16 protein-coding genes and 2 pseudogenes are annotated in these 16,856 nt (G+C 57.5%); 11 read left to right on the top strand and 7 right to left on the bottom strand.

From position 1 onward, the window contains the following. The 5 genes and pseudogenes from Q9R34_RS08665 to Q9R34_RS08645 form a co-directional block, all read left to right on the top strand. Positions 1–1,303: VENN motif pre-toxin domain-containing protein (locus Q9R34_RS08665; RefSeq protein WP_485893126.1), on the top strand; the 1,303-nt coding region annotated here is incomplete at its 5' end. Then, positions 1,290–1,520 (top strand): hypothetical protein, encoded by a 231-nt coding sequence (locus tag Q9R34_RS08660; protein WP_485893125.1) that lies wholly within the window; start codon positions 1,290–1,292, stop codon positions 1,518–1,520. The genes Q9R34_RS08665 and Q9R34_RS08660, both read left to right, overlap by 14 nt. Before the next feature lie 8 nt (positions 1,521–1,528). Then, positions 1,529–2,847, top strand: a pseudogene (locus Q9R34_RS08655) (VENN motif pre-toxin domain-containing protein); the annotation flags it as partial. Between the two features lie 366 nt (positions 2,848–3,213). Further along, positions 3,214–4,503 (top strand): VENN motif pre-toxin domain-containing protein, encoded by a 1,290-nt coding sequence (locus Q9R34_RS08650; protein WP_485893124.1) that lies wholly within the window; start codon positions 3,214–3,216, stop codon positions 4,501–4,503. Continuing rightward, the gene (locus Q9R34_RS08645; RefSeq protein WP_485893123.1) at positions 4,503–5,045 is read left to right on the top strand and encodes a DUF3916 domain-containing protein; all 543 of its coding nucleotides are present in this window, start codon (positions 4,503–4,505) and stop codon (positions 5,043–5,045) included. The genes Q9R34_RS08650 and Q9R34_RS08645 overlap by 1 nt, the downstream gene beginning before the upstream one ends. Before the next feature lie 92 nt (positions 5,046–5,137). Here Q9R34_RS08645 and Q9R34_RS08640 read toward each other — a convergent pair whose 3' ends face one another. Continuing rightward, positions 5,138–5,461 (bottom strand): hypothetical protein, encoded by a 324-nt coding sequence (locus Q9R34_RS08640; RefSeq protein ID WP_485893122.1) that lies wholly within the window; start codon positions 5,459–5,461, stop codon positions 5,138–5,140. Then, positions 5,458–5,628, bottom strand: coding sequence for a SymE family type I addiction module toxin (locus tag Q9R34_RS08635; protein WP_485893134.1), 171 nt, complete (start codon positions 5,626–5,628; stop codon positions 5,458–5,460). Before Q9R34_RS08635 ends, Q9R34_RS08640 begins: the two co-directional genes overlap by 4 nt. A gap of 296 nt (positions 5,629–5,924) precedes the next feature. On the opposite strand from Q9R34_RS08635, the pseudogene Q9R34_RS08630 reads away from it, so the two are divergent. Then, positions 5,925–6,423 (top strand): annotated as a pseudogene (locus tag Q9R34_RS08630) (hemagglutinin repeat-containing protein); the annotation flags it as partial. 211 nt (positions 6,424–6,634) lie between these two features. Here the strand turns inward: Q9R34_RS08630 and nfo are convergent. Further along, a complete protein-coding gene (nfo, locus tag Q9R34_RS08625; RefSeq protein WP_485893121.1) occupies positions 6,635–7,480 on the bottom strand; it encodes a deoxyribonuclease IV in 846 nt (281 codons plus the stop codon). 54 nt (positions 7,481–7,534) lie between these two features. Continuing rightward, complete coding sequence (locus Q9R34_RS08620; RefSeq protein ID WP_434122825.1) at positions 7,535–8,587, bottom strand: YeiH family protein; 1,053 nt, start codon at positions 8,585–8,587, stop codon at positions 7,535–7,537. Between the two features lie 100 nt (positions 8,588–8,687). On the opposite strand from Q9R34_RS08620, the gene Q9R34_RS08615 reads away from it, so the two are divergent. From Q9R34_RS08615 to Q9R34_RS08595, 5 genes are all read left to right on the top strand, one after another. Further along, positions 8,688–9,068 carry a YkvA family protein gene (locus Q9R34_RS08615; protein ID WP_434122826.1) on the top strand — a complete coding sequence of 127 codons (381 nt, stop codon included), beginning with the start codon at positions 8,688–8,690 and terminating at the stop codon, positions 9,066–9,068. Between the two features lie 9 nt (positions 9,069–9,077). Beyond that, entirely contained in the window at positions 9,078–9,944 is an 867-nt protein-coding gene (yieE, locus tag Q9R34_RS08610; protein ID WP_434122827.1) for a DNA-binding transcriptional regulator YeiE, read from the top strand. 129 nt (positions 9,945–10,073) lie between these two features. Beyond that, complete coding sequence (locus Q9R34_RS08605) at positions 10,074–11,540, top strand: amino acid permease (RefSeq protein ID WP_485893120.1); 1,467 nt, start codon at positions 10,074–10,076, stop codon at positions 11,538–11,540. Between the two features lie 146 nt (positions 11,541–11,686). Continuing rightward, positions 11,687–12,745: a FecCD family ABC transporter permease gene (locus Q9R34_RS08600; protein ID WP_033750328.1), complete on the top strand. Its 1,059-nt coding sequence runs from the start codon at positions 11,687–11,689 to the stop codon at positions 12,743–12,745. Continuing rightward, positions 12,742–13,530 (top strand): ABC transporter ATP-binding protein, encoded by a 789-nt coding sequence (locus tag Q9R34_RS08595; RefSeq protein ID WP_485893119.1) that lies wholly within the window; start codon positions 12,742–12,744, stop codon positions 13,528–13,530. The genes Q9R34_RS08600 and Q9R34_RS08595 overlap by 4 nt, the downstream gene beginning before the upstream one ends. Positions 13,531–13,808: 278 nt before the next feature. On the opposite strand, the gene fghA is transcribed toward Q9R34_RS08595, so the two are convergent. From fghA to ptrR, 3 genes are all read right to left on the bottom strand, one after another. Further along, on the bottom strand, positions 13,809–14,651 hold the full coding sequence (gene fghA / locus Q9R34_RS08590) for an S-formylglutathione hydrolase (RefSeq protein WP_485893118.1): 843 nt from the start codon (positions 14,649–14,651) through the stop codon (positions 13,809–13,811). Between the two features lie 12 nt (positions 14,652–14,663). Beyond that, the gene (locus tag Q9R34_RS08585) at positions 14,664–15,788 is read right to left on the bottom strand and encodes an S-(hydroxymethyl)glutathione dehydrogenase/class III alcohol dehydrogenase (RefSeq protein WP_033750320.1); all 1,125 of its coding nucleotides are present in this window, start codon (positions 15,786–15,788) and stop codon (positions 14,664–14,666) included. Positions 15,789–15,875: 87 nt separating this feature from the next. Then, complete coding sequence (gene ptrR, locus Q9R34_RS08580; RefSeq protein ID WP_485893117.1) at positions 15,876–16,787, bottom strand: putrescine utilization regulator PtrR; 912 nt, start codon at positions 16,785–16,787, stop codon at positions 15,876–15,878. Positions 16,788–16,856: the final 69 nt, after the last annotated feature.

Raw genomic sequence — 16,856 nt, 5'->3', positions numbered from 1 at the left:
AGTGCAGCGTGCCATCAGCGCGGTCACGGCGGCGGTGCAGGGGCTGTCGGGCGGAAACGTGGCGCAGGCGGTGAGCGGTGCGGCGAGTCCGTACCTCGCGACGGAGATACATAAGCTGACAGAAGGCAACCCGGAAGCGCAGGCAATGGCGCACGTGGTACTGGGTGCAGTAACCTCTTACGCATCCGGCAACTCAGCGCTGACGGGGGCGGCGGGCGGGGTCAGCGGCGAACTGATGGCGAAGCTGGTGATGAACCAGCTGTATCCGGGTAAAGCGGTCAGCGACCTGACGGAAACGGAGAAGCAGACGGTCAGCGCGCTGGGGACATTAGCGGCGGGCCTTGCGGGCGGCGTCGCTGGTGACAGCACGGCGGACGCGGTAGCGGGTGCGCAGGCGGGTAAAAACGCGGTTGAGAATAATCATCTGAGCAGCACAGAAGCGAGAGCGCTTGATAAAGAACTCTCCGACTGTAAGGCGTCCGGCGGTGACTGTCAGGCCGTGATTAAGAAATACATCGATATCAGCAACGAAAACAGTAAGGAACTGGCCGAAGCCTGTACCGGAGGCGGTGTTGCCTGCGTGAGCTGGGAAGAACTGGTTCAGGCGGCCACTAACGTTGCGCTGGATGCTGATAAACATCAGGTAAGGCTGGATGAGAAACTAAAAGATCCGGATGCAGCGGCGATAGTTAAATATCTTAATGGCTCTGATCTTAAATTTTTGAAGGATAATATCACGACCGGAGATCGGGTTATGGATGTAATCATGACCCCAACGTCCTGGCCGGTAGCGGTAATGGGTGGAAAGGCCATTATTACGAATGCCGTGAATAATACCAAAGAGCAGCTTATTGCAGTGGGGGTTGGGGCTGGCTTAGGGGCTGGTATACAGTATGGTACAACCGGAAAAGTAAGCCTGTCAGACTTGATTGGTTCTGGTGTGATCGGGGCGGTTACCGCTGGTAAAGGTTATAATCAAGTAATGACGTGGAATGCAGCGGGTGGTTATTACCAGGCTGAAATCAGCGGTGACGATCCGTTTATGGCAGCGCTGCTGAGTAAGGCGGGGACTTCTGTGGGTTATGCTGCGGGTAATGTTTTGAAGGTTCAGGCTGATAAAATATTTAATCCGATATCGAAGCAATATGAATGGGTTCCAACCGGTGTCTGGACTATAACCAAGCCTGTACCACAAAGCTCAATACCTTCAATAAGTGCTAATGCTATTGATTCCTCTGTTTCTGGAATCGTAGGAGACAACCTAAAAAAGGTTACTCCAGGAGAAAAAAATGAACCTAAATAAACCAAAGAAATCCACATGGTTGTTGATTTATTTATGCTTCGGCATTTGCCTGGTTATTATGTTAGGAGGAACCTTTTCTTATTTTCTTAAAGGTTGGCTGATATGGGATTTTGATAAGCCATTCCCTTTCGGAAAAGAAGAGGTTGTTACAATCTTAAAGATAAGCTTATTAGGTATTCCCACCGGTTTTATATTCTGGATATTTGATATTCGCTAACCCAAGTCATCTTTGACAAGGAGAAGGAGCAGAACCGGCTGAAGGCGGCGCAGCTGATAGGGGAAATCGGCGTGCAGGCGGGGGATATCGCGCGGACGCAGGGCCAGATAGCGGGCATGAAGGCACAGCAGGACCCGGCGGCGCTGGCGGCTGCGAGGGAAGAACTGGCCGGAAAAGGGAAGCTGAACCCGACGCCAGATGAGATAGCGAAGCAGGCTTACGACACGGCGATGAAGCCGTTCGGGACTGGCAGCGCACTTCAGCAGGGCATCAGCGCGGTAACGGCGGCGGTGCAGGGCTGTCAGGGGGGAATATCGGCCAAGCGCTGAGCGGCGCGGCCAGTCCGTATTTGGCGGAGCAGATACATAAGCTGACGGAAGGCAATCCGGAGGCTCAGGCGATGGCGCATGCGGTTGTTGGTGCGGTAGCGTCTTACGCATCCGGTAACTCAGCGCTGGCGGGCGCAGCGGGTGCGGTCAGCGGTGAGGTAATGGCGAAGCTGGTTATGAACCAGCTGTATCCGGGTAAAGCAGTTGGTGACCTGTCGGAAACCGAGAAGCAGACGATAGGTGCGCTGGGGAAGCTGGCGGCGGGTCTTGCGAGCGGCGTGGTGGGTGACAGCACGGCTGATGCTGTGTCGGGTGCGCAGGCGAGCCAGAACGCAGTTAATCACAACTTGTTTGGCGGAACGGAAGAGGGTCAGGCTGCATGGATACGTCAGCATGGGGTGGATATGGCTAGTTGCTCTGATAACCCCGGAGGAGACGCATGCCAGAAGGCAATAAATGAGCGTGATGCTGTCGGGCTTGCACTTGCAACAGGGAGTGTAGGGCTATTACCGGGTGGTGCTCAGGCTATGTGGGGACTCAGAGCGTGTGCGAATGCAGGTATCAGTTATCTGGCGGATGGCACGATAGACCCGGCGAATTCTGCAATTGCTGGCTGGGTAAACGTTATCACCATGGGCAATGGGCTGGTTGGTGCGGTCGGCTGGAATGCCGCAGGTGGTGCGCTTGGTAACTGGATAGATGATAAAAATCCACTAACTGGAGCAATAACAAATGGTATCGGTGCAGGCATTGGTTACAGTATAGGAAAAGGAATTTCTTGGGGTACAAGTGCAGGAGCAAACTGGTGGAAAAATGGCTGGGATCCGCAGTTTAATTCTGTTTTGCAAAAGTATACAGAGATTAAAGGTGATTTTGGTATCTCAAAAGAAGTAATGCCAAGTAACATTCCTGGTAGTTTTGGCGACATAGGAGGATCTTTCTTTTCCGAGTATGGTGGAAAAAAACTTGAGCCAATCATTGAGGATAAATTGAAATGAAATCCTTAAATGAGAAGCTATTAAATCTTCTGATTCTATTTCTAGCCTGTATGTTAGGGATTGTTGTTAGTTTCCTATGTATAGTTTTGTCTATAGACATTTTAGTTTGGGTGCTAACAGGAACTTTCGATTTGACGAAAATCAATGTACTTTAAACTGTTAAAATTGGTTGTGTGATTGGCATTTTCACTGGTGTGGTTTTTGTTATTTCCAGGCTATTTAAACTTAAAGGTTTTTAGATCGAAGAGAGGATAAAACTTCACCCATAGAGTTGGGATTGGTCTGATAGGTGAGATAGGGACACAGGCAGGGGATATAGCCAGGACGCAGGGCCAGATAATCGCGACCCGTGCTGCCAATGAGAAGATGTCCGGCGTCACGCAGGCCGACCGCGACAGGGCGCTGGCGGAGCTGAAAGCGAAGGATCCGACGAAGCAGTACAGCGAAAGTGACGTCAGTAAGCAGGTTTACAGCAACCTCTATAAGCAGGCGTTTGCGGAAAGCGAATTCGGAACGGGCGGTAAGGTGCAGCGTGCCATCAGCGCGGTGACGGCAGCGGTGCAGGGCCTGTCTGGCGGAAACGTGGCGCAGGCGCTGAGCGGCGCGGCAGCGCCGTATGTGGCGGAAAAGATACATGAGCTGACGACGGACGCGAACGGTAAGGTTAATACCGAAGCGAACCTGATGGCGCACGCGGTGCTGGGTGCGGTAACCTCGTATGCAGCGGGCAACAGCGGGCTGGCGGGTGCGTCGGGCGCGGTGATGGGCGAGTACATCGCGCAGCAGCTGTATCCGGGCGTCAAGCGTGAGGACCTGAGCGAAGAGCAGCGGCAGACGATAAGTGCGCTGGGGACGCTTGCGGCGGGTCTGGCTGGCGGCGTGGTGGGAGACAGCACGGCAGATGTTGTGGCGGGTGCGCAGGCAGGAAAAACGTCGCTCGAATTCAACTCGCTTAGCGGTGACCAAGCGCGGGCAACGGCGAAACAGGTCGCTGAATCCCTGAAGGATCAGGTCAGGGAAAAGCTGGGTGAGGGTACAACCTCTTCCATCGCCAACGGCATTATCAATGCCCTTGCCGATACCGGCGATGCGGCATTAGGTGGAGCTGATTACGCTGCTGACGCAGCAATGGCGCTGGCGTCATGTGCTACCGGGGACAGTTACTGCGGAACGGCGCTTAATGACCTGTCCGGTAAGAATCAGGCGGTAGCGGACAGCGTTAAGGCGCTGATGAGCAGCGATACCTGGTCTGCGGTTGCTGCCACAATCAAACAGGCATCCGAAGGGAATCAAGTGGCGCTGGAAGCTACGGGCGGCATGCTGGCCGGGATTATATTACCGGGTAAAAAAGTTCCACATGTGCCAAATGCTGGAGCCGTGGGAAATATGAAAGAATTTCTTACCCAACAGGGGCTTGGTGCTCAGATAAAAAATAGTGCTCAAAAAAGTAGTCAAATATATCAAGGTCAGAGCATTTATAAAGCAAGTAGTGACATTGGCGATGTGATAAAAAAAGGCGATCAATTCTATCTGGATGGGCAGCATAAAAATCATCTTGAAGTATTCGACAGTAAAGGTAAATTCAAGGCAGTATTAAATCTTGATGGGACTATCAATAAGGTTAAGACTGAAGCAGCTAAGGGAAGGAAAATATAATGCGGCAACTAGCAATGAGTAATAAGAAATTGCGAGGAATACCACGCAGATTAAGATCATTAAAGAGATGGTCGGAGTCGTACGCGTCTAAATTTCCAGAGATTAATTCTGAAGACTACTCTTATGGCTACTGGAATGTCAAAATCCCGGTGCATTTTTCACTGGTTCAAGGGAAGCAAACCAGTCGTGATGTTCAGTCATATTGTGCACAAGCATTGATAAATGCAGCATATGAAATTCATCAAGCTAAGCCTGCTAATGAAAATGATATAAGAGTTACGTGCAGTATTGTTTTGCCTGATATGTTTTCAAGTGAATTATGTTTATTTACTTCTGAAGAGTATTTCGATATGCATACATCGCCGGGGGTTAATTTTTTTGGACAGTTAAGTTTACTGCGTGATAGAAGTTTAATCAGAGAGTGGGGTTTAAAATTACCGAGAGGTTTTTCAGAGTTAGGAATACTAAGGGTCTGTGAAAACGATGACGGTGAGCTTTATCATTCAGAGCACTGGTATATTGGTGAGGTCAGTAAAAAATAGACTTCTATTTTTTAGCGGAAGATCCCGGCCAACTTTCGGAGTTCGCTTCATACTGGCCGGGATTTTTACATTTAAGCCTTTAATCCTTCCGTTTACCTCCGCCGCAACCGAATCACACCGGACGCAGTGGTAACCTCCAGCTGTTCCGCCTCAGTGATACCGAAGCCGGTCAGCCAGTCACCGCCGATAATCACTTCACCGTTATCCCGCACCCAGTCCGCCCCTGAATCCTGCCACTGCTGGCTGGCTTCGCAGAGTTCTTCCCACTCCGCCTCATCGGCCACGGTTGTTACCGAAAGTGTGTTATCACGCAGCGTTAACCGAATCAGCGTGTCGGTAGTAAATCCCATCACGGCCAGCTGGCTGCCCGTGATGGTCAGTTCCGGGATTGGCCCGGAAATAAAAGTGATATTCATGTATTCTCCTCCCTGATGTGCACGATGCGGATAATCAACTGGCCCTGTTCGGCGATGATGTTTACAGGCTGACCTTTGATAAATCCCCACTGTTCCAGCCAACGTCCTTTGATGGTCAGTTGAGGTAATAGATTCGGTCTGCCACCGTTGGGACAATAACCGACGATGCTTTTGCGGGCTTGGGGTACAGCGGGTTCTGACGTACTTCAATGCACCTTATAATGACAGTCCTTATTCATAAGTTTAGCTGCTCAAATTCCGGCCATCCCGGCCGGGATTACCCTTTTCTTCAGCCGCCCTTACCATCTTATGATAACCGGCATCTCCCACGCCTGATTCAGCGCGCCCAGAAAAATCTTCAGCCTCGCGCTGACCATCCTAAGGTTCATCAGCGGAACGCTCAGCGTTAACAAGGGCAAAAGGCAGCAAGCAGGGCAGCGGCGTCACCCATACGGAAACGCAGGTGAGCGCCGGCCGCGAGGTGACGCTGGCGAGCAGGCAGGCAGGACAGTGACCGCTACGACAGTAAGCAGCAGAGCGCCGGCGCGGGCGGCAGCTTCACCTTCGGCTCGATGACCGGCTCGGCGAACGTGAACGTGAGCCGGGATAAGATGCACAGCACCTGGCAGAGCGTGGCGGAGCAGACCGGGATTTTTGCGGGTAAGGGCGGCTTTAACGTGACGGTGGGTGAGCACACGCAGCTGAACGGCGCGGTCATTGCGAGTACAGCAGATGCCAGCCTGAATACGCTCGACACCGGCACGCTGGGCTTCGGCAACATAGAGAACCACGCGGACTATAAGGTGGAGCATCAGAGCGCAGGGATAAGCACCGGCGGCGGCCTCGCCGGACAGTTCGGCGGAAACATGGCGAACGGGATGCTGGCGGGGCTGAGCGGCTCGGACAGCGCGGACTCCACCACGACGTCGGCGGTGAGTGAAGGCACTATCGTTATCCGCGACCCGTCAAAATTTCCCTCTCTTGAATATTCAACCCCAGCCGAAGCTGACTGTGATTTAAGTTTATAATCAGCTCGTTACCTTAAAGCGATAGCTACTCCACAATTCCTTCTGCGGCCTCCCCGGCGTTTTGCCCATAGCGTGGGACGCTCTGCTCTTCGGCCCATGCCACCCGCTGTTAACCTTTGGACGGTGTGCGGGCAGCAAGGCGGTGTTAATTCTTCTGCTCTGCCTTCAGCCAGGCGATCTCATCTTTCCAGATATCCGGATTAATGGTCTCCAGAATCAGCGGAATGCCATCGAAGCGCGCATCTTTCATCAGCCAGCTAAACGGCGTTTTGCCTATATTGCCTTCGCCCAGGCTGTGATGGCGGTCAACGCGGCTGCCGAAGGCGCTCTTGGCGTCGTTAAGGTGCATGCCGCGCAAATACTGGAAGCCGACGATACGCTCGAACTCGGCAAAGGTCTCTTCGCACGCCGCTTCGGTACGCAGATCGTAGCCGCCCGCGAAGGCGTGACAGGTATCAATGCAGACGCCGACGCGCGATTTATCCTCGACGTGCTCAATAATGGTCGCCAGATGTTCAAAGCGAAAGCCGAGGTTGCTGCCCTGACCGGCGGTATTCTCGATGACCGCCACCACCTGCGAGGTCTTATCCAGCGCGATATTCACCGACTCGGCGATGTGCTTCAGGCACGCCTCTTCGTCGATCTTGTTAAGATGGCTGCCGGGATGGAAGTTAAGCAGCGTCAGACCCAGCTGCTCGGCGCGCTGCATCTCGTCGATAAAAGCGGCGCGCGACTTCTCCAGCGGCTCCGCTTCCGGATGGCCCAGGTTAATCAGAAAGCTGTCGTGCGGCAGGATCTGCTGCGGGCCAAAGTGATATTTTTCGCAGGCGGCCTTAAAGGCGTCGATGGTCTCCGCCGAAAGCGGGGCCGCCTTCCACTGCCGCTGATTCTTGGTAAACAGGGCAAACGCGGTGGCTTCCAGTTCATGGGCACGAATCACTGCCTGCTCTACGCCGCCAGACGCGCTGACGTGTGCGCCGATATATTTCATGCCGCTTCTCCTGAAAAGGCTGACTAAAAGAAGCCCGCATCATACCCGATGCGTCTACTGCAAGAAATGCTGCGCCAGCAGATTGATGGCGCCGCCGCCGACGATCAGCCAGACGAATACCATCAGCCCCAGCAGCAGCGGTTTCACGCCTGCCTGACGCAGCGCGCCGAAGCGCGTGGTGAGGCCGAGCGCCGCCATCGCCATCGCCAGCATCAGGTTAGCGACCTGATTAATATTGGCGACCCACGCGGTCGGCAGCAGATGCAGAGAATTAAACAGCGCCACGCCGACAAAACCGAGCGCGAACCAGGGAAACGCGATGCCCTGGCGCTGCGTTGGCTGCGGCGCGCGGCGCAGCCAGCCGCTCAGGCAGAGCAGAAACGGTGCCAGCATCATGACGCGCAGCATTTTAGCGATCACCGCGCTGTTCTCCGCCTCCGGGCCGACCGCATGACCGGCCGCCACCACCTGCGCCACCTCGTGGATGGTCGAACCGGTAAAGATGCCGAACTGCGCGATGCTCAGCTGCGGGAAATGGTGTTGCGCCAGCAGCCAGAGCGGGGGATAGATCAAGATAGCCAGGGTGCCGAACAGCACCACGGTCGCTACGGCCACCGCCACTTTCGTCGGTGACGCTCTCACCACGGGTTCGGTGGCGAGCACCGCCGCCGCGCCGCAGATGCTGCTGCCCGCGCCGATCAGCCAGACCGTTTCGCGGTCGAGCTTCAGCAGCCGGATGCCCAGCAGACAGGTAATAAAGAAGGTTGAGCTCAGCGTCAGCACGTCTATCAGCACGCCGCTCGCGCCGACGTCAGCGATCTGCTGCAGCGTAATGCGGAAACCGAACAGAATAACGCCGAGGCGCAACAGCTTCTGCTTCGCCATCAGCACGCCCGCATCGCAGTGCGGGGCGAGGGAAGGGTAAAGCGTGTTGCCGACCAGAATGCCGAGCATAATCGCCAGCGTCAGCGCGCCGAGGCCCAGGCCAGCGATCGCCGGGCGCTGCGCCAGCCAGGCCGCGCCGCCGGCAATGGCGACGGTCAGCAGCAGGCCGGGAAAACGGTGTTGCATAAAAAAGGGAAGTCGGGGAAAAGTCAGCTCTGTCATAATCTGCTCCTTGTGTCGGGCAAAGCATGCGCCGCGCTGGCTTAAAAGTTAAATTGATAATATATTTATAATTAACCAGATAAACCGATAAGGCCGAAACATGTTATTTGGACGTTTACGCCGCTGGGCCGCCCTGATTAAAAAAGATGTGCTGACGCTGTGGTTCGCCTGTCGCGACCCGCGCACGCCCTGGTGGTTCAAGCTGCTGGCCTTCGGGCTGGTGGCCTATGCGCTTAGCCCCATCGATCTGATCCCCGATTTCATCCCGATCGTCGGCCTGCTCGACGATGCGATTATTATTCCGCTCGGCGTGCTGATCCTGCTGCGTCTGCTGCCACGCGACGTCCGTATCAGCAGCGCGGAGCGCGCCGAAGTGCAGCGCGCGCGCGGCAAAAAAGTGGTCAGCGGCTTCGGCCTGTTTTTGATGGTGCTGATCTGGCTGTCGGTGCTGTACTACCTTGTGCAGCGCTACGCGATGTAAGGAGATGCCATGCATATCACGCTGCGGCAGATAGAAGTCTTTACCGAAGTGCTGAAAAGCGGTTCAACCACGCAGGCGTCGCAGGTGCTGGCGCTCTCGCAGTCGGCGGTGAGCGCGGCGCTGGCGGATCTGGAAGGCCAGCTTGGCGTGCAGCTATTCGATCGCGTCGGCAAGCGGCTGGTGCTCAACGAACATGGCCGCTTGCTCTATCCGCGCGCCATTGGCCTGCTGGAGCAGGCGAGCGAAATCGAACAGCTGTTTAAAGAGGACAATGGCGCGATCCGCATCTACGCCAGCAGCACTATCGGTAATTACCTGCTGCCGGGCATGATAGCCGCCTATCGCCGCGACTTTCCCGGCCTGCCGCTGGAGCTGAGCGTCGGCAACAGCCAGGATGTGATCAACGCGGTGGCCGATTTTCGCGTCGACGTCGGCCTGATCGAAGGGCCGTGCCATATGACCGAGCTGGTGAGCGATGCCTGGCTGGAGGATGAGCTGGTGGTCTTTGCCGCGCCTGATGCGGAAATCCTGCGCCAGCCGGTGACGCTGGAGAGTCTCGGCAACGCCCCCTGGATCCTGCGCGAGCACGGCTCCGGCACGCGCGAAATCGTCGACTATCTGCTGCTCTCGCACCTGCCCGCGTTTCAGCTGGGCATGGAGCTGGGCAACTCTGAGGCGATCAAGCATGCGGTGCGGCACAATATGGGCATCAGCTGCCTGTCGCGGCGCGTGATCGCCGATCTGCTGGAGGCGGGCACCTTAGTGGAGCTGACCATTCCGCTGCCGCGCCTGACGCGCACGCTGTACCGCATCCATCATCGTCAGAAGCACCTTTCCAGAGCGCTTGACCGCTTTCTCTCCTACTGCCGCGAGTAGCCGCAAAAGGTTTTTGCTTATAATTCAGCGGCGATCATGAAGGTAACTAATAACACGGCGTCAATGCTATACAGAGCAGGGTGAATTGCTACAATCGCGCCTCATTTTTAGCGAGCCTAGTGTTTACACATGCATAACGACACAAATACAACACAACAACCTGCGTTACGACGTGAGTTAAAGGCGCGTCACCTGACGATGATCGCCATCGGCGGATCGATCGGCACCGGCCTGTTCGTGGCCTCCGGCGCCACCATCTCCCAGGCGGGGCCGGGCGGCGCGCTGCTCTCCTACGCGCTGATTGGCCTGATGGTCTACTTTCTGATGACCAGCCTCGGCGAGCTGGCGGCCTTTATGCCGGTTTCCGGCTCCTTCGCCACCTACGGCGCAAAATATGTGGAAGAGGGCTTTGGTTTCGCTCTCGGCTGGAACTACTGGTACAACTGGGCGGTCACCATCGCCGTGGATCTGGTCGCCTCGCAGCTGGTGATGACTTACTGGTTTCCCGATACGCCGGGCTGGATCTGGAGTGCGCTGTTCCTGGGTCTGATGTTCCTGCTTAACGTTATTTCGGTAAAAGGTTTCGGCGAAGCCGAGTACTGGTTCTCATTAATTAAAGTCGCCACCGTGATTATTTTTATCCTGGTCGGCGTACTGATGATCGTGGGCATCCTGCGCGGCGGCGAGCACGCCGGCTGGCATAACTGGCAGGTCGGCGACGCGCCGTTCGCCGGCGGATTCGCCGCGATGATCGGCGTGGCGATGATTGTCGGCTTCTCTTTTCAGGGCACCGAACTGATCGGCATCGCGGCGGGCGAATCAGAAGATCCGGCGAAAAACATTCCGCGCGCGGTGCGCCAGGTGTTCTGGCGTATTCTGCTGTTTTATATCTTCGCGATTCTGATTATCAGCCTGATCCTGCCTTACACCGATCCGCAACTGCTGCACAACGACGTGACCGACATCAGCGTCAGCCCCTTTACCCTGGTGTTCCAGAACGCGGGACTGCTCTCGGCGGCGGCGGTGATGAACGCGGTGATCCTGACGTCGGTGCTGTCGGCGGGCAACTCCGGCATGTACGCCTCGACGCGCATGCTCTATAACCTGGCAAGCGAAGGCAAAGCGCCGCGCATTTTCGCCCGGCTGTCGAAAGGCGGCGTGCCGCGCAACGCGCTGCTGGCGACCACCGTCGTGGCGGGCCTCTGCTTCCTGACCTCAAAGTTCGGCAATCAGGAAGTTTATCTCTGGCTGCTGAATACCTCGGGCATGACCGGTTTTATCGCCTGGCTGGGTATCGCCATTAGCCACTATCGTTTCCGTCGCGGCTATATCAAGCAGGGCCATAGTCTGGACGACCTGCCGTACCGCTCGGGCTTTTTCCCGCTCGGCCCGATTTTTGCCTTCGTGCTCTGTCTGATCATCACCCTGGGCCAGAACTACCAGGCGTTCCTCAACGACAGCATCGACTGGTACGGCGTCGCCGCTACCTATATCGGCCTGCCGCTGTTTCTGCTGATCTGGATGGGCTATAAGCTGACGCGCGGCAGCCGCTTCGTGAAGTACAGCGAGATGGAATTCCCGACGCATAAAGCGTGAGGTTAACCTTCACCATCATAGTAAGCGCGGCCTGGCCGCGCTTTTTTCGTTAAGGTGCCGTTTTGTTTAGGTTGAAGAATTGATAATTATTATCATCTGCTCTATTGTGGCAGCGTTTTCGACCGAACCTTTAAAACAGGCTTTTTATGACGGACTCAACTCTGCCCGCACAGGGCGCTATGGGCCGCTATCATCAGGTATTGCGCCGCCGCATGCTGATGATCGCCGTGCTGGTGCTGGCGATTATCGCCTCGCTGGTGCTGGACTTTACCCTTGGCCCGGCCGGCCTCTCGCTGCCGACTCTCTGGCAATCGTTGCTCCATCCCGCCACGGTTGACGCCGGTACGCGCGTCATCGTCTGGGATATTCGTTTGCCCTACGCGCTGATGGCGGTCGTGGTCGGCTTTTGCCTCGGACTGGCGGGCGCCGAGATGCAAACCATCCTCAATAATCCGCTGGCCAGCCCCTTTACCCTCGGCGTCTCTTCGGCGGCGGCGTTCGGCGCGGCGCTGGCGATTATTCTCGGCATCGGCATTCCCGGCGTGCCGGATCAGTGGCTGATCTCCGCCAACGCCTTTGTGTTCGCGCTGTTCGCCGCGCTGATGCTCGACGGCGTCACGCGCTGGACGCGGGTCTCCACCTCGGGCGTGGTGCTGTTCGGCATCGCGCTGGTATTTACCTTTAACGCGCTGGTGTCGATGATGCAGTTTATCGCCAGCGAAGATACCCTGCAGGGGCTAGTGTTCTGGACCATGGGCAGCCTGGCGCGCGCCTCCTGGGAGAAGCTCGGCGTGCTAAGCGCGGCTTTCGCGCTGCTGCTGCCGTTCTCGCTGCTCAGCAGCTGGAAGCTGACCGCGCTTCGCCTCGGCGAAGATCGCGCCGTCAGCTTCGGCATCGACGTGCGCCGCCTGCGCCTGGCGACGCTGCTGCGCATCAGTATTCTCTCCGCGCTGGCGGTCGCTTTTGTCGGCCCGATCGGCTTTATTGGGCTGGTGGCGCCGCATATCGCCCGCATGATCTTCGGCGAAGACCATCGCTACTATCTGCCCGCCAGCGCCCTGACCGGCGCGCTGGTGCTCTCGATGGCGTCGGTCGCCTCCAAGAACCTTATTCCCGGCGTGATTATTCCGGTTGGCATCGTCACCTCGCTGGTGGGCGTGCCGTTCTTCCTGAGCATTATCCTACGCCATCGGGGGAATGTATGACTCAGGGTCTGACGTTAAAACACTTCACCGCGGGCTATCCCAAACGCAAGGTGATTGAGGACCTCAGCGTGGCGCTGCTGCCGCGCGGCAAGATTACCGTGCTGCTGGGGCCGAACGGCTGCGGCAAGTCGACGCTGCTGCGCGCGCTGGCCGGGCTGAACAAAGGGCAGGGCGAGCTGTGGCTGAACGGCGAAGAGCTGATGCAGCAGCCGTTCGCGCGCCGCGCCCAGCGCGTAGTCTATCTGCCGCAGACGCTGCCGGCGGGCGTGCATCTGCACGTGCTGGAGTCGATTATCGTGGCGCAGCGCGCCTCGGGCGGTTTGCATAACGCCGCCAGCGAAGCGGAAGTGATGTATCTGCTGGAGCAGCTTGGCATTTCGCATCTGGCGATGCGCTATCTCGATCAGCTCTCAGGCGGGCAGAAACAGCTGGTCGGCCTGGCGCAGTCGCTGATCCGTCGCCCGGAGCTGCTGCTGCTGGATGAGCCGCTGAGCGCGCTAGACCTGAACTATCAGTTCCACGTGATGGACCTGGTGCGGCGCGAAACCGCCCAGCGCAATATCGTCACCGTGGTGGTGGTGCACGATATCAATATTGCCTTACGCCATGCGCACCATGCGCTGATGCTGAAAGAGGGGGCGCTGATAGCGGACGGCGTGCCGGAGCAGGTGATTACGCCGGAGACGCTGGCGCAGGTATACGGCGTGAAAGGACGTATCGAACACTGCTCGCAGGGAATGCCGCAGGTGATGATTGACGGGCTGGTCGGCTCGGAACTGGTTTAAACCGCGCGCAGCGGAGTTGAGAACGTGGTTGGCATGGCCCGAAGAGCAAAGCGTCCCGCGACAGGGACAAAAACGCCGGGAGCGTTTTTGCACAACGCAGCGCGTTAGCCCGGTGACGGGCGCACCTCAGGGATGAGGTGCGCCCGTCACCGGGCCGAGCTGGCAGGGATGCCGTTTTTTGCGTCTTTGCGATCGGGTCATGCCAACCGCGTGTGCGCAATGCCTGTCGGCTGCACACCTTGCCAAACGTTCAGGGCCGCATCGCGGCCCTGAACGACCTACACCAGCAGGTGCTGCGCATGGAAGCGCAAATGATCCTCGACGAAGGTCGCAATAAAGTAGTAGCTGTGATCATAGCCCGGCTGCACGCGCAGCGTCAGCGGAAACCCAACCTCTTTCGCCACCACATCCAGCCGCTCCGGCTGCAGCTGATCCGCCAGGAACTGATCGCTGTCGCCCTGATCGATCAGGAGCGGCAAGCGCGACTGCACCTCACGCATCAGCGCGCAGCTGTCATATTCACGCCAGGCCGCGCGATCATCGCCCAGATAGGCGCTGAACGCTTTCTGCCCCCAGGGCACCTCGCTCGGATTAACAATAGGCGCAAAGGCGGACGCCGATGCAAAGCGGTTGCCGAGACGCAGCGCCAGCATCAGCGCGCCGTGGCCGCCCATCGAATGCCCCATAATCGACTGCCGCTCGCTGATGTTGAAGTTGCTGGCGATCAGCGCCGGCAACTCCTGACTCAGGTAGTCGAACATGCGAAAGTGGGCCGACCAGGGCGCCTGGGTGGCGTTAAGGTAAAACCCTGCGCCCTGGCCGAGATCGTAAGCCTCGTCGTTGGCGACCGCCTCGCCGCGCGGGCTGGTGTCCGGCATAATCAGCACCAGACCCAGCTCCGCCGCGACGCGCTGCGCGCCGGATTTGGTGCTGAAGTTCTCATCCGTGCAGGTCAGGCCTGCCAGAAACCACACCGCGGGCGGCGGCGTGTCGCCTTTCGGATTGGGCAAAAATATGCTGAAGGTCATCGGGCAGTTAAGCGCGGCTGACTGATGTCGCCAGCGTTGCTGCCAGCCGCCGAACATCCGGTGTTCTTCCAGCAGTTCCAGCGTGGATGCCATATCGCCTCCCGATTACTTGTTAAAATGCACCACCGAACGGATCGATTTCCCTTCATGCATCAGGTCGAAGGCGTCGTTGATCTCTTCCAGCGGCATGGTGTGGGTAATAAAGTCGTTCAGCGCGAACTTGCCGTCGAGGTAATCCTGCACGATGCCCGGCAGCTGTGAGCGACCCTTCACGCCGCCGAAGGCGGAACCGCGCCAGACGCGGCCGGTCACCAGCTGGAACGGACGGGTTGAGATCTCTTCGCCCGCGCCGGCCACGCCGATAATCACCGATTCGCCCCAGCCCTTATGGCAGCACTCGAGCGCGGAACGCATTACGTTGACGTTGCCTATGCACTCAAAAGAGAAATCGACGCCGCCGTCGGTCATCTCGACGATCACTTCCTGAATCGGCTTCTCATGATCTTTCGGGTTTACCAGGTCAGTCGCGCCCAGTTTGCGCGCCAGGTCGAATTTGCTGGTGTTGATGTCGATAGCGATGATGCGGCCCGCTTTCGCCATCTTCGCGCCGATAATCGCCGACAGGCCGATGCCGCCGAGGCCAAAAATCGCCACGGTATCGCCTTCTTTCACTTTCGCCGTGTTCATCACCGCGCCCATGCCGGTGGTCACGCCGCAGCCCAAAAGACATACCTCTTCCAGCGGCGCCTCTTTGCTGATTTTCGCCAGCGAAATTTCCGGTACCACGGTGTACTCGGAGAAGGTCGAGGTGCCCATATAGTGGAAAATTGGCTTGCCGTCTTTGAAGAAGCGCGTGGTGCCGTCCGGCATCAGGCCTTTGCCCTGAGTGGCGCGGATCGCCTGGCAGAGGTTGGTTTTACCCGACAGGCAGAATTTGCACTTGCCGCACTCCGGGGTGTAAAGCGGGATCACGTGATCGCCGACTTCGACGCTGGTGACGCCTTCGCCGACCGCTTCTACTACGCCGCCGCCTTCATGGCCGAGGATGGCCGGGAATACACCTTCCGGATCTTTGCCGGACAGGGTATAGGCATCGGTATGGCACACGCCGGTAGCAACGATGCGCACCAGCACTTCGCCTTTCTGCGGCGGCATCAAATCCACTTCTTCGATTTTCAGCGGTTCGCCAGCGGCCCAGGCAACGGCGGCGCGAGTTTTAATCATGTTCATGCAATCCCTCTTGCGGTCAGATGGGGACGCGCCGGTCTGGTCGCGTCCATGGTCGTCATATCAATAAAAATAGCGCTTAATCAGCCACTACTCTGCCATCTGCAATGGATGCAGCAGCTGGTCGTCCTGAGGACGGTCGTCGAACATATCAATAATCAAATACTTCAGTGCTTCAACGTTGGGAGTAAAGGCGTCGCGGCGCCACATCAGCCAGGTGGCGGTGTCGCGGTAAGCCGCCGGCAGCTGATGCGCCTGCACGCGGGCGCGCTCAGGCATCTGCTTCAGCACCGAGTCGGGGATCATCGCCACGCCCGCACCGCCCGCCACGCAGGCCATCATCGCGTGGTAGGACTGGATCTCCATCACGCTGCCGGGGGCGACACCGCTGTCCCGGTACCAGGATTCCAGCTTCACGCGGTAGGAGCAGCTGTTGCGAAAGGCGAACAGGGTGTCATTTTGCGCGTCGCGCGCGCTCTCGACCGGCGCATGATCCAGGCTGGTGATCAGCGTCAGGGTTTCGCGAAAGGCGATGCAGCCGTTGAGATCGTCATAAGGCGCGGGACCGTCTACCAGCGCGGCGGCCAGCGTGCCTTCGCACACCTTGTCAATAATCTCACCGGAGGTGCCGGTGATCAGCGACAGCGACACCTTCGGGAAGCGCTGATGATAGGCCGCCAGCAGGCCTGGCAGGCGCGTTGCGGCGGTGCTCTCCATCGAGCCGAGCGCAAAGTTGCCGGCCGGTTCACCCGCGCGCGCCATGCTCAGTGCCTCGTCGCTCAGTGCCAGGATGCGCTGCGCGTAGTTAAGGAAATTATGGCCCATCGGCGACAGGCGAATGCGCTGTTTCTCGCGTATAAACAGATCGACGCCCATCTCCTCTTCCAGCTGACGCAGCCGCGTGGTGAGGTTGGAGGGGACGCGATGGAGCTGTTCCGCAGCGCGCGCCAGCGAACCGGTTTCGGCCACGGAACAGAACATGCGTAGCTGGACAAGATCCATATATTCTCTTATCGTAAACAACTTGATATGAATTATTCAGTTTTCGTGAGTTTAATAAGCTGGCATCTT

The organism is Enterobacter sp. BRE11 (assembly GCF_031844285.1).
Classification (GTDB): Bacteria; Pseudomonadota; Gammaproteobacteria; order Enterobacterales; family Enterobacteriaceae; genus Pantoea.
The sequence above is the reverse complement of the archived record's forward strand: the minus strand, read 5'-3'. Positions and strand labels throughout refer to the sequence as shown.